The organism is Streptococcus chosunensis (assembly GCF_003626515.1).
Lineage (GTDB): Bacteria > Bacillota > Bacilli > Lactobacillales > Streptococcaceae > Streptococcus > Streptococcus chosunensis.
The window spans coordinates 977521-1002237 of sequence record NZ_RBCK01000001.1 but is presented as its reverse complement, the minus strand read 5'-3'; the positions used below and the strand labels follow the sequence as shown (position 1 = coordinate 1002237).

The following is a 24717-nucleotide window of genomic DNA, read 5'->3' as shown; positions in this document are numbered from 1 at the left end:
TAAAACTCAAAACACTGCTAGAAATCTGGCAGTGTTTTTTGAGATGTGGATTGATTGAGAGGGAATTTTCTAGTTTTCATATTCTTAAAAAAGTGATAAAATGGTAGGAAGAATTGGAGAGTAGAGATGCCGAAAGAAGTGAATTTAACAGGCGAAGAAGTTGTCGCTTTAACCAAAGAATATTTAACGGAAGAGGATGTCCATTTTGTCCATAAGGCCTTGGTCTACGCGGTGGAATGCCATAGTGGTCAATATCGCAAATCAGGTGAGCCTTATATTATTCACCCCATCCAAGTGGCAGGTATTTTAGCTAAGCTCAAGCTGGATGCTGTAACGGTAGCTTGTGGTTTCTTGCATGACGTGGTAGAAGATACAGAAGCGACTCTGGATGATTTGGAAAGAGAGTTTGGCCCTGACGTGCGGGTAATCGTTGATGGGGTTACCAAGCTTGGTAAGGTCGAGTACAAATCAATCGAGGAGCAGTTGGCTGAAAATCATCGCAAGATGCTCATGGCCATGTCTGAGGACATCCGCGTTATCTTGGTTAAACTGTCTGACCGCTTACACAATATGCGGACCCTGAAACATCTTCGAAAAGACAAGCAGGAGCGTATTTCCAAAGAAACTATGGAAATCTATGCGCCGCTTGCCCACCGTCTGGGGATTTCTAGCGTTAAATGGGAATTGGAAGACCTATCTTTCCGTTATCTTAATCCAACGGAGTTTTACAAGATTACCCATATGATGAAGGAAAAACGCAGAGAGCGTGAAGCCTTGGTGGATGAGGTAGTTACAAAATTAGAGGAATATACGACGGATCGTCACTTGAAAGGGAAGATTTACGGTCGTCCTAAGCATATTTACTCGATTTTCCGCAAAATGCAGGATAAGAGAAAACGTTTTGAGGAAATCTATGACCTGATTGCCATTCGCTGTATTTTAGATACCCAAAGTGATGTTTATGCCATGCTTGGTTATGTACATGAGCTTTGGAAACCAATGCCAGGTCGTTTCAAAGACTATATCGCTAACCGCAAGGCCAATGGTTATCAGTCTATCCATACGACTGTCTATGGGCCAAAAGGGCCGATTGAATTCCAGATTCGGACCAAGGAAATGCACGAGGTCGCTGAGTACGGGGTTGCGGCTCACTGGGCTTATAAGAAAGGCATTAAGGGGCAGGTTAACAGCAAGGAATCTGCTATTGGGATGAACTGGATCAAGGAGATGATGGAACTTCAAGACCAGGCTGATGATGCCAAGGAATTTGTCGATTCAGTTAAGGAAAACTATCTGGCTGAGGAGATTTACGTCTTTACCCCAGATGGAGCTGTTCGTTCCCTTCCAAAAGATTCAGGACCGATTGACTTTGCCTACGAAATTCATACAAAAGTCGGGGAAAAAGCAACTGGTGCCAAGGTCAATGGTCGTATGGTTCCTTTGACAACCAAGCTCAAGACAGGGGATCAGGTTGAAATTGTCACCAACCCGAACTCTTTTGGACCTAGCCGTGACTGGCTCAATATGGTTAAGACCAGCAAGGCTCGTAACAAGATTCGCCAGTTCTTTAAAAACCAAGATAAGGAATTGTCTGTCAACAAGGGTCGTGAGATGCTGATGGCTCAGTTCCAAGAAAACGGCTATGTGGCCAATAAATTCATGGACAAGCGTCACATGGACCAAGTTCTGCAAAAGACCAGTTACAAGACAGAAGAATCCCTCTTTGCGGCTATTGGTTTTGGAGAAATCGGTGCTATTACCGTCTTTAACCGTCTGACTGAAAAGGAACGCCGTGAGGAAGAGCGTGCCAAGGCCAAGGCGGAAGCAGAGGAACTTGTCAAAGGTGGCGAGATCAAGGTTGAAAATAAAGAAACCCTCAAGGTCAAGCATGAGGGAGGTGTGGTTATTGAAGGTGCATCAGGTCTCCTAGTACGGATTGCTAAGTGTTGTAATCCTGTTCCTGGTGATGACATCGTCGGCTATATCACTAAAGGGCGTGGTGTGGCTATTCACCGTGTGGACTGTATGAACCTGCGTGCCCAAGAAAACTACGAGCAACGTCTCCTTGATGTGGAATGGGAAGACCAGTACTCTAGCTCAAATAAGGAGTATATGGCCCATATCGATATTTATGGCCTCAACCGTACAGGACTTTTAAACGATGTTCTTCAAGTTCTTTCAAACACAACTAAGAATATCTCAACAGTAAACGCCCAACCAACCAAGGATATGAAGTTTGCTAATATCCATGTATCCTTTGGCATTGCTAATCTCTCGACGCTGACTACGGTTGTAGATAAAATTAAGAGCGTGCCAGAAGTCTATTCTGTCAAACGGACCAACGGCTAATTGTCCTAGTTCTTACTAGAAAGGCTATTATGAAAATCATTATCCAACGGGTTAAAAAAGCCCAAGTGAGTATCGAAGGTCAGCTTCATGGAAAAATCAATCAGGGGCTTTTATTGCTGGTTGGTGTTGGGCCAGAGGACCAAGAGGAAGATTTGGACTACGCTGTGAGAAAGCTTGTCAACATGCGGATTTTTTCAGATGCAGAAGGCAAGATGAACCTGTCTGTCAAAGATATTGAAGGAGAAATCCTCTCTATTTCTCAGTTTACTCTCTTTGCAGATACTAAGAAAGGCAATCGTCCAGCTTTTACAGGTGCAGCCAAGCCTGATATGGCCTCAGACTTCTATGATGCTTTCAATCAAAAATTAGCGCAGGAAGTGCCCGTTCAGACAGGTATCTTTGGTGCGGACATGCAGGTTGAGCTGGTTAATGATGGACCAGTTACCATTATTCTTGATACTAAAAATAGATAAGAAAGACCAAGCCCGGCCGGCTTGGTTTTTCTCATCTATCATAAAATACTCCAAAATGAAATCTGTTCCTGATAGGCCTTGGGGAAGTCTCTTTTCAAACTTTGGCTTATGTGATAGGAAGGGATGAGGTGTCCTAGGATTAGGAGAGTTCCCTGGAGGAAAAGTGGGATACCACTTAAACATATCAAGGAGAGAATCATCAGGCTATCCCATAGGAGGATTTGTAAGGCAAAGCGCCAGAATCTCGGTCTAATCTGGGAATAGAGTTGACTAAAGTGGTCACAAAGCTGATTAGACAGATAGGTCAATAGTACAGGATGAAAGAAAATAATACTCTTCGAAAATCAAATTCAAACCACGTCAGCGTCGCCTTACCGTACTCAAGTACAGCTTGCGGCTAGCTTCCTAGTTTGCTCTTTGATTTTCATTGAGTATAAGCCAACCGCTATAAATCAAAATCCAATCCCAAGTAAGCCTCCCTTTAAATGTCAAAAATGCCAGCATGATTCCATCAATGACAAGGAGTTGAATGCTTTTGATGAAGATGATTTTTTTCATGCTAAAACCTCCTTTTCCTTAGAGACACTCCCATAAAGAGATGTGTTTATCGTAAAAATCTGGATAGTGTTCTCTTAGGTAGTCAGCCGTCATATAATATAAAGTAGAATGGCAAGCAGTGATGATTGGCATAAGAGATGAAAAACGATGAGAACTAACGAAGGCTAAAAGGACAAAAAATAGAAAATCAATGGAGAGAACCCCTAAATAGTAGAAGCGAATCTTTTTATTGATTTGAGGATAAATCTCAGTGAATTGATGTTTGAGTTGGACAAGCAAGCGAAATAACAGGAGTCCTTGAGTAAGGAGGAAAATAAAACCAGAGAGCAAGAGCCGGTCGAAAGCTGTCTCGGGTCTAGTGCTAAAAAATGCAAATAGTAGCAAATCGATGACTGCAATTGCTATAAAATGGATTCTAAAGAGATTTTTCATAAGATGACCTCCCTCTTTTATCTAGCTTCATTCTACTCCAAAAGAATGGGAGTTACAAGTAAAATGATAAAAATAGCAGAAGGGAGATTCTCTTAAGTCGACTTGTTTTTTTATTTAAGTTTTCTTCTATTATCTTACTTCTTCATCATTCCAGACAAATAAAGCTCCGATTGCATTGAGGATATAGAAGATGTATTTTCCGATATTGGCAAAGTTTCCTTGAATACCAGCCTTTGTAAGCTGCACAAAATTGTAAATCAACCAAAAGCCCCACTGAGTTGTTAGTTTCAATGCGTTAAAAGCATTGGCAATGAGGGACAGTGCAAAGGCAATGGTTGTTACATAGGCAAGGAGATTCATCTTGCCCCCATAGCCGATATAGTTGGTCACAAAGGCAAAGAGGAAGGCGATGATGGAAATGATGATGGCTGCCAATTTTAGCTGTTTTTGGCTCATTTGGTTGGGTCTGCCTTCTTGCGAAGCTTCCCATTTCTTAATAGCAAAGGTATAAATGAGGAAGGTGACAGGATAGGTGATAATGGCCGCCTTATTTCCAAGGATATAATCAATGCTACCAGACAAAATGGTATTAACAATACCAAAGTAATTTCCCCATTTGCTTAATTTTCCCGTGAAACGAGTGGACAACATAGAAATCCCAACGTTGGTTACGGAAATCAATCCAAAGGGGACAAGGGCAGTCCATGGTCCCCAGTCTACGAATTTATCAAGGCGTGAGTTGAGGTAACCAGATGCAATCGCAATCCCAACGACCAGAGCAACTCCAAAGAGGTCAAACCATTTGGATGTCGCAAAAATTTTTAGTGATTTTTTCATAGTTTAAACTATCTTTCTTTTTTAACAAATATTCTACAACTAAATGAAAGCAAAATCAAATGCTAGAAATAAAACCCTGAAAATTAAACTTTCAGGGTTGGTTGGGGTGCTTGAGAAATTAGTCGATTTTTTCGACGTAGAGTTGTTTGGCAATATCCATACTTACTTGTAAATTCTCGTTTTTACTGAAGATAGTGAAGCTATTGCTGAAGCCATCAAACTGCTTGACTTGGAGCGAATCACCGATGTGAAGTGAGTGCTTATCCAAATAATTGAGAATGTCAAAACTATCATGCACTCGAGTCAAGCGGTAGGCGCCAGCTTCCTTGATATCAGCAAGGGGGAGGTTATTAATTTCAACCAGGAGTTCTCCCTTGGCAGGAATGGTTCCGCCGTGGGGGCAGGTCTTGGGGAAGCCAAGCAATTTTTCTAGTCTCTCCACGAATAGGTCAGAGACAGTATGTTCCAAGACTTCAGCTTCCTCGTGAATCTGGTCACTTGTATAGTCTAAATGATGGACTAGAAAAACTTCAATCAAGCGGTGTTTACGGTAGAGCTCAGAGACTAGTTTGAGCCCGAGGTCAGTCAGTAAATAACCGCATTCCTTGTCCTTGAGGATGAGGTTTTCACTTTTCATCCGTTTAATCATTTCAGTTACGGCAGGGGGAGAGACTTGCATGCGAGCCGCAATTTCTTTGTTGCTAATCTTGTGCAAATCTATGCCAATTTCATAAATACACTTTAGATAATCTTCTTTATTCGGGGTCATTCGTTTCCTCTTGTCTAATATCTTTATCTAGTATATCAAAAAAAGCTAGATTTCTCTAGCTATCTGCCACAATGGCTTCTAATTTAGTTCTTTAGCAGCTGCAATTGCAGCTTCGAAGTTTGGTTCAGAGTTGATATTGTCCACGTATTCAACGTAGCGAATCGTATTGTCAGTATCGAGGACAAAGACTGCGCGTGCCAAGAGGTGCCACTCATTGATTAAGAGGGCATAATCACGTCCAAAGGAATGGTCGAAATAGTCTGAGAGCATGATGGCATTTTCAATACCTTCAGCACCACACCAACGTTTTTGGGCAAAAGGGAGGTCCATTGAAACAGTCAAGACAACCGTATTATTCAGTCCAGCCAGTTCTTCATTAAAACGACGCGTTTGAGTTGAGCAGATACCTGTATCGATAGAAGGCACGACACTCAAAACTTTTTTCTTGCCATCAAAATCAGCCAGAGATTTTTTAGAAAGGTCTGTTGTAGTGAGTGAAAAATCAAGTGCCTTGTCGCCGACTTGTAGTTGTTTACCTGTAAAGCTCACAGGATTTCCGAGAAAAGTTACCATAAGATACTCCAATCTTTTTTCTTCCATTTTAGCTGAAACAGTCGGAATTTTCCAATGATTTGACCGGAAATATGGGCATAGAAAAAACGTCAATTCGGAAAAGAATGACGTTTTTCAGAGGCTTATACTCAATGAAAATCAAAGAGCAAACTAGGAAACTAGCCGCAGGCTGTACTTGAGTACGGCAAGGCGACGTTGACGTGGTTTGAATTTGATTTTCGAAGAGTATTATTTTGCCAATCCTTCAGCAATCTTATCAAGATTGTATTTCATCATGTTGTAGTAGCTGTCGCCTTCTTTACCTTGTTCTGCGATAGAGTCAGTAAAGATTTGTGCGTAGATTGGGATGTTTGTGTCTTGTGAAACAGTCTTCATTGGACGGTCATCCACACTTGATTCTACAAAGAGTGAAGGAGTTTTTGTTTGGCGAAGTTTTTCAACCAAGGTCTTGATTTGGTCAGGTGTTCCTTCTTCTTCAGTGTTGATTTCCCAGATATAGGCACTTGGGACACCGTAGGCTTTAGAGAAGTATTTGAAACATCCTTCGCTGGTTACAATGAGTTTTTTCTCAGCAGGGATGTTGTTAAATTTCTCCTTAGCTTCCTTATCAAGCTTGTCTAACTTATCAGTATATTCTTTGAGATTTTTTTCGTAGAATTCCTTGTTGCTAGGGTCTTTAGCGCTCAATTGTTTTGCGATGTTTTTAGCAAAAATCATCCCATTTTCAAGGTTGAGCCAAGCGTGTGGGTCTTCTTTGCCTTTTTCGTTTTGACCTTCAAGGTAGATAACATCAACGCCTTCGCTGACTGCAAAGTAGTCTTTGTTTTCAGTTTTCTTGGCATTTTCTACCAATTTTGTAAACCAAGCATTGCCACCTGTTTCAAGGTTGATACCGTTATAGAAAATCAAATCAGCTTGAGAAGTTTTCTTAACGTCTTCAGGGAGTGGTTCGTATTCGTGTGGGTCTTGGCCGACAGGAACGATACTGTGAAGATCAATCTTGTCACCAGCAATATTTTTAGTAATATCAGCGATGATAGAGTTTGTAGCAACAACTTTTAGTTTTTGACCAGAAGCTGCATCTTTTTTTCCGCTAGCACATGCTACGAGAACAATGGCGGAAAGAAAAAGAACCAACAATGTACCTAATTTTTTCATTAGATCCTCCAATTTATTGGGGCTTTACCCCTTATTTTAACAAATGTTTATTTTTCAGTTTCAAATATCGTTGTTTTGGAGCGATAAAGAAGCTAATGAGAAAGAAACTAGCGGCTGTAAGCACGATACTAGAACCTGCCGCAACGTTAAAGCTATAACCGATAAAGAGTCCCAAAACTGAAGCAGTAGCTCCAAAGGTTGAGGAAAGGAAAATCATGCTTTTCAGGCTATTAGCGTAAAGATAAGCAGTTGCAGCTGGGGTAATCAGCATGGCTACAATCAGGATAGTTCCGACACTTTGCATGGCTGTCACAGACACGAGAGTCAGGAGTACCATGAGAAGGTAGTGATAGAAATTGACAGGCATTCCCATGGCTTTAGCCAAGAGTTCATCAAAGGAAGTTATCAAGAGTTGCTTGAAGAAAATCCAGATTAACAAGAGAATGACTGCCCCAACACCCATAGTAATAAACATATCCGTATCTTGGACGGCTAGGATATTACCAAAAAGGATATGGAAAAGGTCAGTTGAACTTTTAGCGACACTAATCAAGATGATACCGAGGGCTAAGAAAGAAGAAAAGGTAATGCCGATGGCGGTATCGCTTTTGATAATCGAGTTTCCCTTGATGTAGGTAATGATGATAGCAGCTAGCAATCCAAAGACAATGGCTCCGATAAAGAAGTCAAGGCCCAAGATGAAGGAGAGGGCTACACCTGGCAAGACAGCATGTGAAATGGCATCTCCCATGAGTGACATCCCGCGTAGAATGATGAAACATCCTACAGCTCCAGCTACGACCCCGACGACAATAGCTGTTATCAAGGCATTTTGTAGGAAATGGAATTTTTGCAATCCATCGATAAATTCTGCAATCATAGGTCACCTCCATTGAAAAAGAGTCGATTACCGTAAGCTTCTTTGAGATTGGTTTCGGTAAAGGTTTCTTTGGTTGGACCAAAGGCAATCACTTCTCGATTGACAAGCAAGACTTGATCGAAGTAGTGGGGAACCTTGCTGAGGTCGTGGTGGACGATGAGAACCGTCTTCCCAGCTTTTTTCAAATCCCTCAGCGTATTCATGATGATTTCCTCACTGACAGAGTCAATCCCAACAAAGGGTTCATCCAAGAGGATATAATCGGCTTCCTGCACCAAGCATCTGGCAATCAAAACCCGCTGGAATTGACCTCCAGATAGTTGACTGATTTGACGCTCAGCGTAGTCAGCTAGGCCGACGATTTCAAGGGCTTCCTCTACTTTTCTCCAATGTTTAGCGTTTAAACTGCGAAAGAGAGGGATAGAGGGAAAGAGTCCTAGCGAGACGCATTCCTTGACCTTGATGGGAAAGTTGTAGTCGATATTGATTTTTTGTTCGACATAGGCAATTCGGTGTAAGGATTTTTTAACTTCCTTGTCATCGAGAAATGCCTGACCTTGATGTGGGATAATTCCCAGCATACCTTTTAATAATGTTGATTTTCCAGCACCGTTTGGACCAATGATACCGGTAATTGTTGGTCCTTGGAGCACTAGTGAAATATCCTTAAGTGCCAATGTTTCTTTGTAGGAGACACTGAGGTTTTCGATACGTATCATACAGTTGTATTCCTCCTGCCTCTTAATATACCTTAAAAAAAAAATTAAGTCAAGTTAATTTTTGAAAAATTTAAAATAATAACTGAAAAATGATGGAAAAGGAAAGTCCATTTTTAATTGCATTCCCAAGCAATTTTTGTTAAGCTAGCAATAACTTAAAAAATGAAAGCGAGAACAAGATGACACGTTATCAAGATGATTTTTATGATGCCATCAATGGAGAATGGCAGAAGACAGCTGAAATCCCAGCAGATAAGTCTCAAACGGGAGGTTTTGTTGATTTAGACCAGGAAATTGAAGACTTGATGCTGGCTACAACAGACAAGTGGTTGGCAGGAGAAGAGGTGCCTGAGGATGCTATCTTGGAAAACTTTGTCAAATACCACCGCCTAGTTCGTGATTTTGACAAGAGAGAAGCTGACGGTATCAAACCTGTTTTGCCACTCCTTAAAGAATTCCAAGAATTGGAGACTTTTGCGGATTTCACTGCTAGACTAGCAGAGTTTGAACTTGCAGGAAAACCAAACTTCCTTCCTTTTGGTGTATCGCCAGACTTTATGGATGCTAGAATCAATGTTCTATGGGCCAGTGCTCCAAGCACAATCCTGCCAGATACGACCTACTATGCAGAAGACCATCCTCAGCGCGAAGAGCTCTTGACTCTTTGGAAAGAAAGCAGCGCAAATCTCCTCAAGGCTTATGATTTCTCTGATGAAGAAATTGAAGACTTGCTAGTGAAAAGACTAGAATTGGACCGTCGAGTTGCGGCAGTGGTGCTTTCTAATGAAGAAAGTTCAGAGTATGCCAAGCTCTACCACCCATATTCATATGAAGATTTCAAGAAATTTGCGCCTGCCCTACCTTTGGATGACTTCTTCCAAGCCGTTCTTGGACAAGTACCAGACAAGGTTATCGTAGACGAGGAACGTTTCTGGCAAGCAGCAGACCAATTCTATAGTGAAGAGGCCTGGCCTCTCCTCAAGGCAACCTTGATTTTGAGTGTTGTGAATCTCTCAACCAGCTATTTAACAGAAGAAATTCGTGTCTTGTCAGGTGCCTATAGCCGTGCGCTTTCAGGTGTTCCAGAAGCCAAAGACAAGGTCAAGGCAGCCTACCAGCTAGCACAAGGTCCTTTCAAACAAGCCTTGGGTCTCTGGTATGCCCATGAAAAATTCTCTCCAGAAGCTAAGGCGGACGTAGAGAAAAAAGTGGCAACCATGATTGATGTTTATAAAGAACGCTTGGCTAAAAATGACTGGCTGACTCCAGAAACTCGTGACAAGGCCATCGTCAAACTCAATGTCATCAAGCCTTATATCGGTTACCCAGAAGAATTACCAGAACGCTACAAGGACAAGGTAGTGGATGAAAATGCTAGCCTTTTTGACAATGCTCTAGCCTTTGCGCGTGTGGAAATCAAACACAGTTGGAGCAAGTGGAACCAGCCTGTAGACTACAAGGAATGGGGGATGCCTGCTCATATGGTCAATGCCTACTACAATCCACAGAAGAACCTGATTGTCTTTCCAGCGGCTATTTTACAGGCGCCTTTCTATGACTTACATCAGTCATCTTCTGCTAACTACGGTGGTATTGGAGCAGTTATTGCCCATGAAATTTCCCATGCCTTTGATACCAACGGCGCTTCCTTTGATGAAAATGGTAGTCTCAAGGATTGGTGGACAGAGAGCGACTATGCCGCCTTCAAGGAGAAAACACAAAAAGTTATTGACCAATTTGATGGACAGGATTCTTATGGAGCAACCATCAACGGTAAATTGACTGTATCAGAAAACGTGGCTGACTTGGGAGGAATCGCTGCAGCGCTTGAAGCAGCTAAGAGAGAAGCAGACTTCTCAGCAGAAGAATTCTTCTACAACTTCGGTCGTATCTGGCGCATGAAAGGTCGTCCAGAATTTATGAAACTTTTGGCTAGCGTCGATGTGCACGCACCAGCCAAACTCCGTGTCAATGTACAAGTACCAAACTTCGATGATTTCTTTACAACCTATGATGTCAAAGAAGGAGACGGTATGTGGCGTTCACCAGAAGAGCGCGTGATTATTTGGTAATGCCAAAAATCTAGTCATCAGAAAAAAGGCATCCAATCAGGTGTGAAAACCTTGATAGGATGCCTTTTATTGTGGAAAGAATACTGGATAATGTACTTAAAATGGGATAGTCATTGTCACTATCTTGTTAGAAAAAAGGATTGAAGGTCTTTTCATGAGCAATAGTAGTAGCTGGACCATGTCCTGGATAGACATCGTAGTTTGGTAGAGTGAAAAGTTGGTTCTGGATACTGTGAAGGAGTTGCTCCATACTACCAGTTGGAAGGTCGGTCCGTCCGATGGTTTCTCGGAAAAGAGCATCACCTGTCAAGACTAGGTGAGCATCAGGAAAGACGATAGAAACACCACCGATAGAGTGCCCTGGTGTTGGCAAGACAGTGAAACGAAATTCCTCTAGTTGATATTCTTCATGAAAGCTAAAGGTGTGTTCTGCAGGTTTTGCGACCACATCTGCCATATCATCGTGGCGAGGAAGCCCAGAGAGATTATCGACGGGAGTATAGAGCCAGCTGGCTTCGCTCTCTGCGATATAGACCGGAGGATTGCCAAAAGTGTCGCGAACTAGGTCCAGACTCATGATATGGTCATAATGGGCGTGGGTCAAGAGAATAGCACAGATAGGTTTGTTGATGTTCTCTATTGTCTGACGAATGGCTTCCCAATGGCTACCAGGATCAACAACGATGAGGTTGTTTTCACCTTCTAGGTAATAGGTGTTTTCATAGGCAACAGGATTCACAGTTTTATGGATTTTCATATCGGCTCCAATCTCAAAGAATGTACTAAGATAAGTATAGCACAGTTAGGGAGAATAGAGTGGACAGAAAATCCTTCTCTTTTAAAGAAGGTTACTGGTTATCTATTTCATTCTGTCTAAAATAAAGATAGCTATTTTTAGAGTTATGAACTAGCTAGAGCTTTTTATTGATTTAGTTGTAATTTAAAGCTAACGAGCTGGAGAGTAAATTAATGAAACAAGTAAATTGTACTCTGTATTAGAAGAAAGTTAGTAATAAAAGAAATCAAAATATACATGTATAATTAACATAAATTAATATACTAATGCCACGGAGATATAGTATGTGACCTATAACAGCTTGGTACATCTGCTTATACAAGTTAAAGAGTCTGAAAATCATTTTATTTTCGGAAAATATTTATTTTAAATTTAGAATAAAAAATACGCCATCTTATTTGCTATGGACTAAAAAATGTGATATCATAATGATGTATGTTGTAAACAACTTTATGATATAAAAAAATACTTCTAACATCATTTGTTTTATCTGGGGTTAGCTGTGAGTTTTCGATATCAACAACTTGTAAATCAACATCAAAATAAAAAAAGGAGGTTGTGGGTCTAAATGAAAGGCAAACAACAACAAGATTTTAGAGTAGAAAAGTACATCCGTTATGGTATCCGGAAATATAGCTTTGGAGCAGCATCAGTAGCAGTTGCAGCTGGTTTGATGTTCCTTGGAAATGGTGCGGTATCAGCAACGGAAGTTCAAGGTGCAGAAGCATCAGTAGCAGCAACTACTGCCCCAGCAAATCAAGCGGATTCTAATAAAGAGAAGGAAGCCGTTAAGCCAGAAACTAAAGTAGAGGAAGCTAAACCAGAGGTTAAAGCAGAGAAAGCTAAACCAGAGGAAGCTCCGAAAGAAGTAGTAGCTCCTAAATTGGATAAGGCTCAATTAGAAGCTTATGTTAACCAGGTAGCAGGAAATATAGCTGCAGGTAAATATGCAAACAAGACAGACGAAAGTTTGGCTCTTTTGAATGCAGATTTGGAAGCGGCAAAAGCAGCTCTTTCAAGTGCTACTAGTCAAGATGAGTTAAAAGCTGCTTACAACAAACTTGTAACAACTGTAAACTCAAAACTACAAAACAAACCAGTTGAGAAAAAAGAAACTCCAGCAGTTGATACTACAAATGGTAAAGAAACTGTAGGGAAGAGAGCGGGAAATACTGAGAAAAAATCTGAGTCAAACGCAATTGAAAACACTGGTTCTAAAGATGAACGTAATGGCAAAGAACTAGTCCAAGGTTCACACTTACGTTCGGCTAGTGAAGGCTATACCTTAGCTTCTACAGAACTTAGAAAAGAAAACGGTGAGTTTGCAACAGCTACTGGTAAAACATATAAAACATTGGATAACAATGATACGTATCGTATCTATGTTAAAGGATTCCAATCTGAAAACACAGAAACAGTAGCTAGAAACAATCCACAACCTGGGACTGGTGCACGTACTGACCTTCCTTTATCAAAAACAGAAGCTCAAAAACTTGGGCGTGAAGCAGCGATGTGGAATAATAAACTCCGTGCAAGTGGTCAAAATAATAATACTAATTCATATGGATCAGGTGGAGCTTATGAGTACTTAGCGACAGAAATCTATGGCTACACTTATGAACAAGGTAACCATTATGTTTATCTTAAAGATGTAACTAAACGTTTCGAGTTGAGTGATGCAGCTAAAGCAGCAGGATATACTATCAAGAAAGTCACTCCAATGAACTTACCGCCAGGTTTAGGTTATAACGCAAATTCGGATACTGTAGAAGGTTACATCGGAGCAAATATTCAAAATGGTGTTTATGACTTCCGTTATGAATTAACTGTTGCAAAAGACGGTACTGAGCAAAAAGTGTACTTCCGTGACCTACAAGCTGGTTGGATTGGTTGGCAAGATTCAACAGCACCTAGAATTCAGGGAAAATCAACAATGGTAACTGTTGGAGATCAAGTTAGTCATAATTTGGAATATGTTGATAATGATGGTGTAAATAGGGATACGCGAGCTAACTATCAACGTGAAGATGGTTCTAAGTTTGTAGCAGGATCTAAAACGTCACCAGCATCAAGTAGAAAACCAGCAGAATTTGTGGCAGCTGATGGAACTAAAGTGAGATCTATGTCCAACCCTCAAACAGTTACTGCTTATACAACATTAAATGGTAAAACACTTGGTAAAAATGGTGAGAAACCAGTATCTCTTGATGATACTATTCCAGGATTGACATATGCTCCAGAGACAGGTTTAATTACAGGGACACCAACAGAAGCTGGAATCTTTACTGTTGCTGCTTTGGCAAAAGACTACAACTCTGCAAATGCATGGGACATGAACGGTCAAGAAGCTCATGAAAACCTTACAGTTGCGGTTGCACCTAAGATTACAGTGAAAAACGTCGAGGCTTATGCAACTAACGTTCCTGTAACAATTTCTAAAGGTGCTAATAAAGCTGAAATCACAACGCCAGACGGAAAAGTAACTAAGTTAGTTGTTAAAGATGGAAACTGGGTTGTTGCAGCAGGTACAACTAATACGGCTGTAGAAGAGGGTGCGACTTTGGCAGCAGTATCTACTTCAGGTGATACGACTATCAACTTAGCAGTTGAAGCAGAATCGACGAAATATGTTGGCGTCGATAGTATTACTGCGAAAGCAACTACTGATAAAGTTCAAGCATATCTTCAACGTGATACAGTAACTGTTAAAGATCACAATCAAAAAGAATATGTAGCAACATTTAACCGTGCGACAGGTAAATACACACTTCCAAATGAAGATGCATATCACTTGGTTGATAACGGTGATGGAACTTCCACTTTAACTGAACGTCGTATTTATACTGAGGCTCAAGCGAATGGTGACGTTAAGCTCTTTGTTTACGAATTTACTCGTAAATGGAGTGCTAGCTCTACAGCTGCGAATCTTGTTGATAGAGTAGCAGAAATTCGTGCTAAAGGTGAAGTGAAAGAAGTAGGAGATGTTTTCCGCACGGAGACACTATTACCGAATGACCAAACTTCTTCTACTCAAGGTAGAACAATTAAAGTAAGTTACGATTCAGTATCTAATCAATGGACAGCTTCTGATGGTTCTAAAGTGACTGCGACAGAATCAAATGCTGGTTGGAAAATTTCAACTAATTCAGGATTTAGTGGTTATGTAGCTTATCGTGAAGCAGTAGGCACTGATTTAGCTTCTATTCAGAATGCTAAACCAAACTCAACATCAACAAGTTATTCTGAAAATAAAGGAACAACAGTTAACTTAATTGCTTCACCAAAGGCAAATGTTAAATTTACCGATGCAATCGATGATAAATCTAATGCTGAGAATTCAGATATTATCCAAACAAAAGTTACAGTAACTGACCCAGATGGAGCACAAACAGTATTTGATGCTGCAAAAGCAGAAGAGGCTGCTTACATTGCTGCGCAACGTTCTGCAGCTGAAAAAACGAATATTGCTGCTCAAGCGGTGAAAGATAATCAAGAGGCTCAAAATACATTAGCAAACTTGCAAGAACGTTTAGATCGCCTTACTAGAATTGCAGAAGATGCTCAATTGGCATTGGATAATCTAAAGCTTCGTTCAATTTCACCGACAGCTGAAAAAATGGCTCAAGATGCACTTGATAAAGCAAATGAGCTTAAAGCAGCCACTGAAGCAGAAATTGCCGTTTCTAAAGGAAGTGTTGCAACTCTTGATACAAAAGTAACTACATCTCGTGCAGACGCATTGGCGGCTGAGAAAGCTGTTGAATTGGCTCGCACTGCTTTGATTAATGCAGCTCAAACTAATCTAGCAAATGCAACAGCATATACTCTTAATAAACTTGGACGTTACAAAGTAACAGTTTCAGGAGTAGACTCAAATGGTGTTGTTACTACACCTACAGTAGGTGGAACTGATTCTGGAGCTTTGACTGATGATGCGGTTACAGAAACAACATACTACATCGTAGTAACAGAACCAGAGAAATCATCAGGTGCTCAAGGTCAAAAACAAACTGACTCAATGGCCGACAATTTCAATGATGGAAAAGAAGGAACTACAGTATCAAATTACAAACTAGTAGATCCAAAAACAGGAGCTAAAGTTGAATCTTTAACAACTGAAGAAGGAACTTATACTGTAGATCCAACGACAGGTGAAGTAACGTTCACTCCAGTAGAAGGATTTGTAGGAACTGCAAATCCAGTAACAGTAGCAGCTGATGTAACATTTAATGATGAATCAGGAAATCCAGTAACAGTAGCGGTAGAAAATGCATATACACCAACTGTATACGGAATTGCACCATCTGCAGATGAAACTACAGGAAAACAAGGACAAACTCAAACCTCTAAATCAGGAAAAGATCGTTTCTCTGAATTAAATAATACAGATAATACACTAGATGGCACAAATGTTGACTGGACAACAGCTGCCTACTCATTAGAAGGAGCTAATGCTGAAGGTAAAGTGGTAGTTGATGGAGAAGGAACATACACAATTGATCCAACAACAGGTGTAGTAACATTTGAACCACTTCCAACATTTACAGGAAAAGCTAAAGGTGTTAATGTACAAGTATCAGTAACAGCAACTGATTCAGAAGGAAATAAAGTTCCAGTTACTTCAAAAGGTAAATATACTCCAGAAGTAACACCAGTAACACCGACAGGAGCACCAGTTACATCTGAAGGTAAACAAGGTCAAGAACAAACAGGTAAACCTGTCTTTACACAAGGTGATGAAACAGCTCCAATTACTATTAACGAGCAGCAACCAGCTAAATTTGTAGTAAATGGACAACCAGTTGATGACAAAGAAATTCCAGCAACAAAAGATGGAAAAGAAGTTGGTAAATACGTAATCGATCCTTTAACAGGTGTTGTAACATTTAAACCAAACAAAGACTTCACAGGCACACCAGATCCAGCAACTGTTGAAGTTAAAGATAAGAATGGAACACCAGCTACAGCTACTTATACACCAACAGTGACTCCAGTAGCTCCAACGGCAACACCAAAAGAAACAACTGGAAAACAAGGTCAACCACAAACTCAAGAAACAGAGTCAATGTTCAAACAAGGTGATGAAGTAGCACCAATTGATAAGACAACTGTTAAATTGGTAGACCCAAGTGGTAACGAAGTAACAACAATACCAGCGATGAAAGATGGTAAAGAAGTTGGAACATACACAATTGATCCAACGACAGGAGTTATCACATTCCAACCAAACAAAGACTTTGTTGGTACACCAGATCCAGCTAAGGTTGTAGCGAAGGATACTAACGGAACTAAGGTAGAAACAACTTACACCCCAACAGTAACCCCAGTCACTCCAACAGCAGAACCAAAAGAAACAACTGGAAAACAAGGTCAACCACAAACTCAAGAAACAGAGTCAATGTTCAAACAAGGTGATGAAGTAGCACCAATTGATAAGACAACTGTTAAATTGGTAGACCCAAGTGGTAATGAAGTAACAACAATGCCAGCGATGAAAGATGGTAAAGAAGTTGGAACATACACAATTGAACCAACAACAGGAGTAATTACATTCCAACCAAACAAAGACTTTGTTGGTACACCAGATCCAGCTAAGGTTGTAGCGAAGGATACTAACGGAACTAAGGTAGAAACAACTTACACACCAACAGTGACTCCAGTAGTTCCAACAGCAGAACCAAAAGAAACAACTGGAAAACAAGGTCAACCACAAACTCAAGAAACAGAGTCAATGTTCAAACAAGGTGATGAAGTAGCACCAATTGATAAGACAACTGTTAAATTGGTAGACCCAAGTGGTAACGAAGTAACAACAATGCCAGCACTTAAAGATGGTAAAGAAGTTGGAACATACACAATTGATCCAACAACAGGAGTTATCACATTCCAACCAAACAAAGACTTTGTTGGCACACCTGATCCAGCTAAGGTTGTAGCGAAGGATACTAACGGAACTAAGGTAGAAACAACTTACACCCCAACAGTAACCCCAGTAATCCCAACCGCAGACCCAGCTGAAACAACAGATATTCAAGGTAAAACACAAACAGGTAAACCAACATTCACACCAGGTGCTGATGAAGTACCAATGGATGATGAAGTACCAGCAACCTTCGAAGATGGTTCAACAGAAAAAGTCATCCCAGGTGAAGGAACATACACAGTAGCACCAGACGGCACAGTAACGTTCACACCAGAGAAGACATTCACAGGTAAAGGAACAGGCGTAACAGTTAAACGTGTAGATAAGAATGGTACCCCAGTAACAGCTAAATACACACCAAATGTAACACCAGTAACGCCAACCGCAGACCCAGCTGAAACAACAGACATTCAAGGTAAAGAACAAAATGGTAAACCTGAATTCAAACCAGGAAATCCAGACGTACCAATGGATGATGAAGTACCAGCAACCTTCGAAGATGGATCAACAACTAAGACAATTCCAGGTGAAGGAACATACACAGTTGCACCAGATGGAACAGTAACATTCACCCCAGAGAAGAACTTTACAGGTAAAGGAACAGGCGTAACAGTTAAACGTGTAGATAAGAATGGTACCCCAGTAACAGCTAAATACACACCAACAGTAACTCCAGTGACTCCAGAAGGAACACCAGCTGAAACAACAGATATCCAAGGCAAAGAACAAAACGGTAAACCTGAATTCAAACCAGGCAACCCAGAAGTTCCAATGGATGATGAAGTACCAGCAACCTTCGAAGACGGTTCAACAACTAAGACAATTCCAGGTGAAGGAACATACACAGTTTCACCAGATGGAACAGTAACGTTCACCCCAGAGAAGAACTTCACAGGTAAAGGCACAGGCGTAACAGTTAAACGTGTAGATAAGAACGGAACACCAGTAACGGCTAAATACACACCAACAGTAACTCCGGTAACTCCAGAAGGAACACCTGCAGAATCTGAAGGACCTAAAGGGCAACCACAAACAGGAACACCTGAATTTAAACCAGGAAATCCTAATGTACCAATTGATGAAACTGTTAAACCAACATTTGACGATGGAACAACTGAGAAGAAAGTACCAGGAGAAGGAACATACACAATCGATGAAAACGGTAAAGTAACCTTCACACCAGAACCTGACTTCGTAGGTAAAGCAACAGGCGTAACCGTTAAACGTGTAGATAAGAATGGTACACCAGTAACAGCTACTTACACTCCAACAGTTCGTCCTGATACTTCGTTCGTTGATAAAGATGGTAAACCACTTTCACCAACAGAAGATGGAACTAAACCAACTAAAGATATCCCAGGATACAAGATTGTTAAAACTGAAGTAGACGAAAAAGGAAATACAAAACACATCTATGAAAAAGTTACGACAACTTATAAAGATAAAGATGGCAATGTAATTCCAGGAACAACTACTGAAGAAGGTACAAATCCTAAGAAAGATATCCCAGGTTACCGCTTCGTAGAAACTAAGAAACTTCCAAATGGAGATACAGAGCACGTCTACGAAAAAGTTAAGACATCATTCAAGGATAAAGAAGGAAACGAGATTCCAGGAAATCCAAGTGAAGATGGCGAACAACCTAAGAAAGATATTCCAGGTTACCGCTTCGTAGAAACTAAGAAACTTCCAAATGGAGATACAGAGCACGTCTACGAAAAAGTTAAGACATCATTCAAGGATAAAGAAGGAAACGAGATTCCAGGAAATCCAAGTGAAGATGGCGAACAACCTAAGAAAGATATTCCAGGTTACCGCTTCGTAGAGACTAAGAAACTTCCAAACGGCGATATCGAACACGTTTATGAGAAAGTTAAGACAAGTCACAAGGATAAAGACGGCAACGAAATTCCAAACTATCCAACAGAAGATGGCGAACAACCTAAGAAAGATATTCCAGGTTACCGCTTCGTAGAGACTAAGAAACTTCCAAATGGCGACATCGAGCACGTCTACGAAAAAGTTAAGACATCATTCAAGGATAAAGATGGAAATGAAATTCCAAACTATCCAACAGAAGACGGGGACCAACCTAAGAAAGCTATCCCAGGTTACCGCTTCGTAGAGACTAAGAAACTTCCAAATGGCGACACAGTTCATGTTTATGAAAAAATTATTTCTTCTGTGAAACCAGAACCTGCAAAACCATCAAAACCAGCTCCAGCTAAACCAGCTAAGGAATTGCCTAATACTGGTACAGAAGATCACTCAAGCCTAGCAGCTCTTGGACTTCTTGGAGTATTGAGCGGATTTGGTCTTGTGGCACGCAAGAAAAAAGAAGACTAATGTTTTAATCATTAAAGATTAAACAAAGGAATTCAATTTCATAAATGAAAACCCAACTAATCAAGTGATTAGTTGGGTTTTTTATGTGGATTATCTATTTTTCCATGCTTGGTAACGGGTATCAATCAATAATTGGGTAAGGCGTCCCATGGTTTCCCTTTCTTCTGGAGTGAGGGATTGAGCTTGGACAAAGAGATGATGAATGTGTTCAAGCGCCTTTAAGGATGACAGGTCATTGATGGAGCTAATCCCAGCATCTAGAATGGTGCCAAAGAAGAGGTCGAAGTAGAGCTGAAGCTCCTCGTCAGGGACTGTTGCCACCCATTCTTTGAAGGTTGTGTCAACTTGTTGACTATCACTGTTGATTTTATCCAGTTGGACGAAGTGCTTGTCCTCAATCTGCCAACTAAAGGTATCGTGCTGAGCGATACCACCTAAGGCAGTACTGTGCACGATGATTTGGTGGTTAGGGATTTCCATCATCATACCGATAATGGACCCTTGTGGGATGAAGACCTTGCTTCTATCCATTATCCTTTGATAGCCCTCGGTTTGTGTCAGTTCTTTATGGAGACCAGGCGCATCAAAGGTATAAACTGCTGTGATTTGATTTTGCAAGCTTTGCTCAATTTGACTAGCAGCATAGATAGCTAGATTTCCTCCCTTGGAATGTCCAGCCAGAATGACCTTTTGCTTAGGATGGTGGACAAGAAAATTTCTTAAATAGCGTAGGGCGTGCTTTTGAGCAGGAATTTCCTTCATATAGGTCAGGTGGAAATCTTCCTTCCAGCCAATGATACTGTCATCTGTCCCACGAAAGACAATCAGATAGGTATCGAGAGTGAGGCGGTAGGTCATAGCCGCAAACTGTTTTTGCAGCTCAGGGTCGATATCATTGATAAAATGGGAGAGTTTGCAATTTTTGAAGCGCTTGTGTTGAGCTAGTTCATCTAATAGCTGGAGGCGGTTTTTACTGGTCAACATGTTAGACTCTCTTGGAATGAGAGGTGCCAAGTCTAAAAGTCGCAGAGGACTTGTGGAGACCAGATTATCAAAGGAGAGATAGGTGATTTCTGTTAAGGCTAGAACATCTAATTCATTCAATGGAAGGTCGTAAAAGGAATCGTGTGCGACATCTTTCAGATAATCAAAAATATTGGCCATAAGAGCTCCTTTCTTTTTATTTATCTTATCACAATCACATAGAATTTACTAGTTGGTTTGTACGAGCTCTCTACATACCGACCTATAATGGTATGATTCAGACACATAGAAGACAGTTTGCTTTTATTTCAAACCTCTAAACATACTTGTTTGTATCTGTTTGTCGTCAATCCCATTCTCTTTTAAGAAATTTTTCATCTCATTTATATCATCAGGTTGGCCGGTTAAGAGATAAATAGCTTGGTTACCGTATTTCACAACCGCGTTTTTTAAAAATGCTTGGCTTTGAGAAAAGGTTTCGCTAGTTTTATAAGTTAGATTCGGATTATTCTTACTAAGCTCTCTTAACTCATTATCAAAAATGTTTACTCCTTTGTCTAAGTGATTAAGAATGATAGAGCGCTTACCAGCCCACTCTTTCACAACTGGACGTAGAGTAGAAATACCGACATCAGAGGCAAAACAAACCAGTGCTTGGTCATTGTCTTTAACAGATAAAGATGACTCCAGCCAACTCATCTCAATTTTACTACCAGCTGGTAAATGTGTTAAGGTTTCCTTAAACAGGCTACCACTATTATGGGTTACAATAAGAATTTCATCCTCATCAGAAGTGGAAGCAAGGGTTAGCCATCGGCTAGCCTGATCCTCCTTTACTGGACTTTTGTCTGGACCAAACGAGCTGTCAGGAAGCTTAAACTGAGCATAGGAGCCAGCTTTCCATATTTGATTTTTTGGTTTTGTGATGTGAACTAAATACAAATCTCCGCTGGGATTTTCAATGGATTTTATCGATAAAGTTTGACTTCGTCCAAGATAGGTAATGATTCCCCAAGATATAAAGCCAAGCACTCCAAGTGTAGTTAGAATAATCATGAACATTTTTTTCCCTCGTTTCATTTTTAACTCCTATAGTGTAGTAATTTTCTATGAATGAATAATATTTTTTTTCATTCAATAATTTCCAAAAAATAAAGAAAAGATTTCTTTATTTCAGTATTCCTTTAATGAAGTTGGTTGCTAGTATTTCTACAGTTTTGCTAATATCTGGAAAATCATTTTCTGTGATATGCATATCCATGTAGTAAAATAGGTTGTAAACCTGTAAAATATCTTGAATTTTTTCTGGTGAATAGCCTTCAGACCGTAAACGATTAGTAAAAGTTTTTACGAGAAATTGATGAAATGGATTCGCGACTTTCCCTTCTTCTGAAGAATAGTAACTGTGTAACTCATCTGCAATAGCAGGATTATACCATTCAGCAAGAATTTTATTGGAAGAAATGAGAGTTCTGGACTGAGCAAAGAGTTGACTAATGAGAGCAGTCATATCAACTTCCCAATCCAGTTCTTCAATCATAGCTTGGCGAACACGGTTGTTTTCATCAATATAGATATCTAGAAAAATAGCTTCTTTACTTTCGTAATAGTTATAAAAAGAACCGACTGCCATATGAGCTTGTCTAGCAATTTCTGAAATTCCTGTCGCCTTGTATCCTTTTCTTGAAAAAACTTCGTAAGCTGCTGATTTTAAAGTCTGTTTTTTGTCCAATTTGATTTAACCTCCTTCTGAATGAATGTTTTATATAGTTCATTCATATCTTAACAAATCATTTGCAGATTGTCAATCCGAAAGCTAGAACTTTTTATGGCTACTATTCGATAAGGAGCTTCTCAATGTTATAAGAGTATGGAATCTCGTTTTAACTACACTCAAGGTTTAGAAGAATAGATATAAATTTTGGTTAAGGGGATGGATAAGAGAACTGAAATGAAGGTTGAAAAAAATTAAAAATAAAAGGGTAGGACTGGCACTATGTATGAAAATAAGGTATGATATCAATGGGGTTATTCACTATTTGTTTTTGAGCTGTTGTGACAAGGAAATGTCAAAAAAGTATTAGATACCAGCCCCTTTATTTATAATAAAGGATTTAAGACTCCTAGAATTAGCAAAGGAGAATCAGATGCACAAGATTTTATTAGTAGAAGATGATCAGGTCATTCGTCAACAGGTCGGGAAAATGCTCTCTGAATGGAGATTTGAAGTGGTTTTGGTAGAAGACTTTATGGAAGTGTTGAGTCTATTTGTCCAGTCGGAGCCTCATCTAGTCCTCATGGATATTGGTTTGCCCTTGTTTAATGGCTATCACTGGTGTCAGGAAATCCGCAAGATTTCCAAGGTGCCCATCATGTTTCTGTCTTCGAGAGACCAGGCTATGGATATTGTCATGGCAATCAATATGGGGGCGGATGACTTTGTGACCAAGCCTTTTGACCAGCAGGTTCTCTTAGCCAAGGTTCAGGGCTTATTGCGCCGTTCTTATGAGTTCGGGCGTGACGAGAGTTTACTGGAATATGCCGGTGTTATCCTCAATACCAAATCTATAGATTTACATTATCAAGGGCAAGTCTTGAATTTGACCAAGAATGAATTCCAGATTTTACGTGTTTTATTTGAACACGCGGGCAATATCGTAGCGCGTGACGACCTGATGCGTGAACTTTGGAACAGTGACTTTTTCATTGATGATAATACCCTCTCTGTGAATGTGGCTCGTTTGCGTAAAAAGTTGGAAGAGCAGGGATTGATAGGATTTATCGAGACCAAGAAAGGGATAGGGTACGGACTGAAGCATGCTTGATTGGAAACAATTTTTTCTAGCCTATCTGCGTTCCCGTAGTCGTCTGTTTGTCTATCTGATTTCTTTGACGTTTCTGCTCTTACTCTTTCAGTTTTTATTTGCCAGTTTGGGAATTTACTTTCTCTACTTTTTCCTCTTGTGTTGCTTTGTAACCATCTTATTTTTCACTTGGGACATATTGGTGGAAATGCAGGTCTATCGCCAGGAAATTCTCTACGGAGAGAGGGAAGCTCAGTCTCCATTGGAAAAAGTTTTGGCTGAAAAATTAGAAGCGCGTGAGATGGAACTCTATCAGCAGAGGTCTGACGCAGAAAGAAAACTGACGGATTTGCTGGATTACTATACCTTGTGGGTCCATCAGATAAAGACCCCCATTGCAGCTAGTCAACTCTTAGTTGCAGAAGTAGCTGACCGCCAACTGAAGCAGCAATTAGAACAGGAAATTTTCAAGATCGACTCCTATACAAACTTGGTTTTACAGTACCTGCGTTTAGAAAGTTTCCATGATGATTTGGTCTTAAAGCAGGTTCAAATTGAGGACTTGGTCAAGGAAATAATTCGTAAATACGCTCTTTTCTTTATTCAAAAAGGCTTAAATGTCAATCTACATGACCTTGATAAAGAAATCGTGACGGATAAGAAGTGGCTGCTAGTGGTCATTGAGCAAATTATCTCAAACAGTCTCAAGTACACCAAGGAAGGTGGTCTGGAGATTTATATGCAAGGCCAGGAACTATGTATCAAGGATACGGGAATCGGGATAAAAAACAGTGATGTCCTCCGAGTCTTTGAACGGGGTTTCTCAGGATATAATGGACGTCTAACCCAGCAGTCATCTGGACTAGGACTGTATTTATCTAAGAAAATTTCTGAAGAACTGGGTCACCAGATTCGTATCGAGTCTGAGGTCGGAAAAGGAACGATAGTGCGGATTCAGTTTGCTCAAGTGAACTTAGTCCTTGAGTGAGAAGAGACAATGAGTTTTTACCCAATCTCTTTTTGCTATATTTCAGGATATTTGAA

18 protein-coding genes and 1 pseudogene are annotated in these 24717 nt (G+C 40.3%); 6 read left to right on the top strand and 13 right to left on the bottom strand.

Annotated features, from left to right (window positions below; all coding sequences use genetic code 11):
* Nucleotides 1-126 precede the first annotated feature (126 nt).
* Both D7D54_RS04815 and dtd read left to right on the top strand, forming a co-directional pair.
* Nucleotides 127-2349 (top strand): RelA/SpoT family protein, encoded by a 2223-nt coding sequence (locus D7D54_RS04815; protein WP_049552186.1) that lies wholly within the window; start codon nt 127-129, stop codon nt 2347-2349.
* Nucleotides 2350-2378: 29 nt separating this feature from the next.
* Nucleotides 2379-2822 carry a D-aminoacyl-tRNA deacylase gene (gene dtd, locus D7D54_RS04810; RefSeq protein WP_020902423.1) on the top strand — a complete coding sequence of 148 codons (444 nt, stop codon included), beginning with the start codon at nt 2379-2381 and terminating at the stop codon, nt 2820-2822.
* A 38-nt stretch (nt 2823-2860) separates the two neighbouring features.
* On the opposite strand, the pseudogene D7D54_RS09605 reads toward dtd, so the two are convergent.
* The 9 genes and pseudogenes from D7D54_RS09605 to D7D54_RS04760 form a co-directional block, all read right to left on the bottom strand.
* Nucleotides 2861-3151: pseudogene (locus tag D7D54_RS09605) on the bottom strand (hypothetical protein); the annotation flags it as partial.
* A gap of 76 nt (nt 3152-3227) precedes the next feature.
* Complete coding sequence (locus tag D7D54_RS09375; RefSeq protein ID WP_020902424.1) at nt 3228-3380, bottom strand: hypothetical protein; 153 nt, start codon at nt 3378-3380, stop codon at nt 3228-3230.
* A gap of 18 nt (nt 3381-3398) precedes the next feature.
* Nucleotides 3399-3812, bottom strand: a complete 414-nt coding sequence (locus D7D54_RS04795) for a hypothetical protein (protein ID WP_020902425.1) — start codon at nt 3810-3812, stop codon at nt 3399-3401.
* Nucleotides 3813-3941: 129 nt separating this feature from the next.
* Nucleotides 3942-4649, bottom strand: a complete 708-nt coding sequence (locus D7D54_RS04790; RefSeq protein ID WP_208636625.1) for a nicotinamide mononucleotide transporter — start codon at nt 4647-4649, stop codon at nt 3942-3944.
* A gap of 118 nt (nt 4650-4767) precedes the next feature.
* Nucleotides 4768-5418 carry a metal-dependent transcriptional regulator gene (locus D7D54_RS04780; RefSeq protein ID WP_120718942.1) on the bottom strand — a complete coding sequence of 217 codons (651 nt, stop codon included), beginning with the start codon at nt 5416-5418 and terminating at the stop codon, nt 4768-4770.
* Between the two features lie 78 nt (nt 5419-5496).
* Nucleotides 5497-5991, bottom strand: a complete 495-nt coding sequence (gene tpx, locus D7D54_RS04775) for a thiol peroxidase (protein WP_120718941.1) — start codon at nt 5989-5991, stop codon at nt 5497-5499.
* A 228-nt stretch (nt 5992-6219) separates the two neighbouring features.
* Nucleotides 6220-7149 carry a metal ABC transporter substrate-binding lipoprotein/adhesin PsaA gene (psaA, locus tag D7D54_RS04770; protein ID WP_033682181.1) on the bottom strand — a complete coding sequence of 310 codons (930 nt, stop codon included), beginning with the start codon at nt 7147-7149 and terminating at the stop codon, nt 6220-6222.
* 31 nt (nt 7150-7180) lie between these two features.
* Entirely contained in the window at nt 7181-8029 is an 849-nt protein-coding gene (locus D7D54_RS04765) for a metal ABC transporter permease (protein WP_000559787.1), read from the bottom strand.
* Nucleotides 8026-8748, bottom strand: coding sequence for a metal ABC transporter ATP-binding protein (locus tag D7D54_RS04760; RefSeq protein ID WP_120718940.1), 723 nt, complete (start codon nt 8746-8748; stop codon nt 8026-8028). Before D7D54_RS04760 ends, D7D54_RS04765 begins: the two co-directional genes overlap by 4 nt.
* Nucleotides 8749-8927: 179 nt before the next feature.
* Here D7D54_RS04760 and pepO point away from each other — a divergent pair, with 179 nt between their 5' ends.
* Complete coding sequence (gene pepO / locus D7D54_RS04755) at nt 8928-10820, top strand: endopeptidase PepO (RefSeq protein ID WP_120718939.1); 1893 nt, start codon at nt 8928-8930, stop codon at nt 10818-10820.
* A 127-nt stretch (nt 10821-10947) separates the two neighbouring features.
* Here pepO and D7D54_RS04750 read toward each other — a convergent pair whose 3' ends face one another.
* Nucleotides 10948-11577: an MBL fold metallo-hydrolase gene (locus D7D54_RS04750; protein ID WP_120718938.1), complete on the bottom strand. Its 630-nt coding sequence runs from the start codon at nt 11575-11577 to the stop codon at nt 10948-10950.
* Between the two features lie 607 nt (nt 11578-12184).
* On the opposite strand from D7D54_RS04750, the gene D7D54_RS04745 reads away from it, so the two are divergent.
* Complete coding sequence (locus tag D7D54_RS04745; protein ID WP_120718937.1) at nt 12185-19885, top strand: YSIRK-type signal peptide-containing protein; 7701 nt, start codon at nt 12185-12187, stop codon at nt 19883-19885.
* A gap of 90 nt (nt 19886-19975) precedes the next feature.
* Here D7D54_RS04745 and D7D54_RS04740 read toward each other — a convergent pair whose 3' ends face one another.
* From D7D54_RS04740 to D7D54_RS04730, 3 genes are all read right to left on the bottom strand, one after another.
* On the bottom strand, nt 19976-21049 hold the full coding sequence (locus tag D7D54_RS04740) for a DUF2974 domain-containing protein (protein WP_120718936.1): 1074 nt from the start codon (nt 21047-21049) through the stop codon (nt 19976-19978).
* Between the two features lie 123 nt (nt 21050-21172).
* Entirely contained in the window at nt 21173-21949 is a 777-nt protein-coding gene (locus D7D54_RS04735; RefSeq protein WP_120718935.1) for a ferredoxin reductase domain-containing protein, read from the bottom strand.
* An 88-nt stretch (nt 21950-22037) separates the two neighbouring features.
* On the bottom strand, nt 22038-22607 hold the full coding sequence (locus D7D54_RS04730; RefSeq protein WP_120718934.1) for a TetR/AcrR family transcriptional regulator: 570 nt from the start codon (nt 22605-22607) through the stop codon (nt 22038-22040).
* 409 nt (nt 22608-23016) lie between these two features.
* On the opposite strand from D7D54_RS04730, the gene D7D54_RS04725 reads away from it, so the two are divergent.
* Both D7D54_RS04725 and D7D54_RS04720 read left to right on the top strand, forming a co-directional pair.
* Nucleotides 23017-23694, top strand: coding sequence for a response regulator transcription factor (locus D7D54_RS04725; RefSeq protein WP_120718933.1), 678 nt, complete (start codon nt 23017-23019; stop codon nt 23692-23694).
* The gene (locus tag D7D54_RS04720) at nt 23687-24661 is read left to right on the top strand and encodes a sensor histidine kinase (RefSeq protein WP_120718932.1); all 975 of its coding nucleotides are present in this window, start codon (nt 23687-23689) and stop codon (nt 24659-24661) included. Before D7D54_RS04725 ends, D7D54_RS04720 begins: the two co-directional genes overlap by 8 nt.
* Nucleotides 24662-24717: the final 56 nt, after the last annotated feature.

Coding starts and splice junctions, on each gene's coding strand:
- D7D54_RS04815 (WP_049552186.1), top strand. CDS start 127: ATGCCGAAAGAAGTGAATTTAACAGGCGAAGAAGTTGTCGCTTTAACC.
- dtd (WP_020902423.1), top strand. CDS start 2,379: ATGAAAATCATTATCCAACGGGTTAAAAAAGCCCAAGTGAGTATCGAA.
- D7D54_RS09375 (WP_020902424.1), bottom strand. CDS start 3,380: ATGAAAAAAATCATCTTCATCAAAAGCATTCAACTCCTTGTCATTGAT.
- D7D54_RS04795 (WP_020902425.1), bottom strand. CDS start 3,812: ATGAAAAATCTCTTTAGAATCCATTTTATAGCAATTGCAGTCATCGAT.
- D7D54_RS04790 (WP_208636625.1), bottom strand. CDS start 4,649: ATGAAAAAATCACTAAAAATTTTTGCGACATCCAAATGGTTTGACCTC.
- D7D54_RS04780 (WP_120718942.1), bottom strand. CDS start 5,418: ATGACCCCGAATAAAGAAGATTATCTAAAGTGTATTTATGAAATTGGC.
- tpx (WP_120718941.1), bottom strand. CDS start 5,991: ATGGTAACTTTTCTCGGAAATCCTGTGAGCTTTACAGGTAAACAACTA.
- psaA (WP_033682181.1), bottom strand. CDS start 7,149: ATGAAAAAATTAGGTACATTGTTGGTTCTTTTTCTTTCCGCCATTGTT.
- D7D54_RS04765 (WP_000559787.1), bottom strand. CDS start 8,029: ATGATTGCAGAATTTATCGATGGATTGCAAAAATTCCATTTCCTACAA.
- D7D54_RS04760 (WP_120718940.1), bottom strand. CDS start 8,748: ATGATACGTATCGAAAACCTCAGTGTCTCCTACAAAGAAACATTGGCA.
- pepO (WP_120718939.1), top strand. CDS start 8,928: ATGACACGTTATCAAGATGATTTTTATGATGCCATCAATGGAGAATGG.
- D7D54_RS04750 (WP_120718938.1), bottom strand. CDS start 11,577: ATGAAAATCCATAAAACTGTGAATCCTGTTGCCTATGAAAACACCTAT.
- D7D54_RS04745 (WP_120718937.1), top strand. CDS start 12,185: ATGAAAGGCAAACAACAACAAGATTTTAGAGTAGAAAAGTACATCCGT.
- D7D54_RS04740 (WP_120718936.1), bottom strand. CDS start 21,049: ATGGCCAATATTTTTGATTATCTGAAAGATGTCGCACACGATTCCTTT.
- D7D54_RS04735 (WP_120718935.1), bottom strand. CDS start 21,949: ATGAAACGAGGGAAAAAAATGTTCATGATTATTCTAACTACACTTGGA.
- D7D54_RS04725 (WP_120718933.1), top strand. CDS start 23,017: ATGCACAAGATTTTATTAGTAGAAGATGATCAGGTCATTCGTCAACAG.
- D7D54_RS04720 (WP_120718932.1), top strand. CDS start 23,687: ATGCTTGATTGGAAACAATTTTTTCTAGCCTATCTGCGTTCCCGTAGT.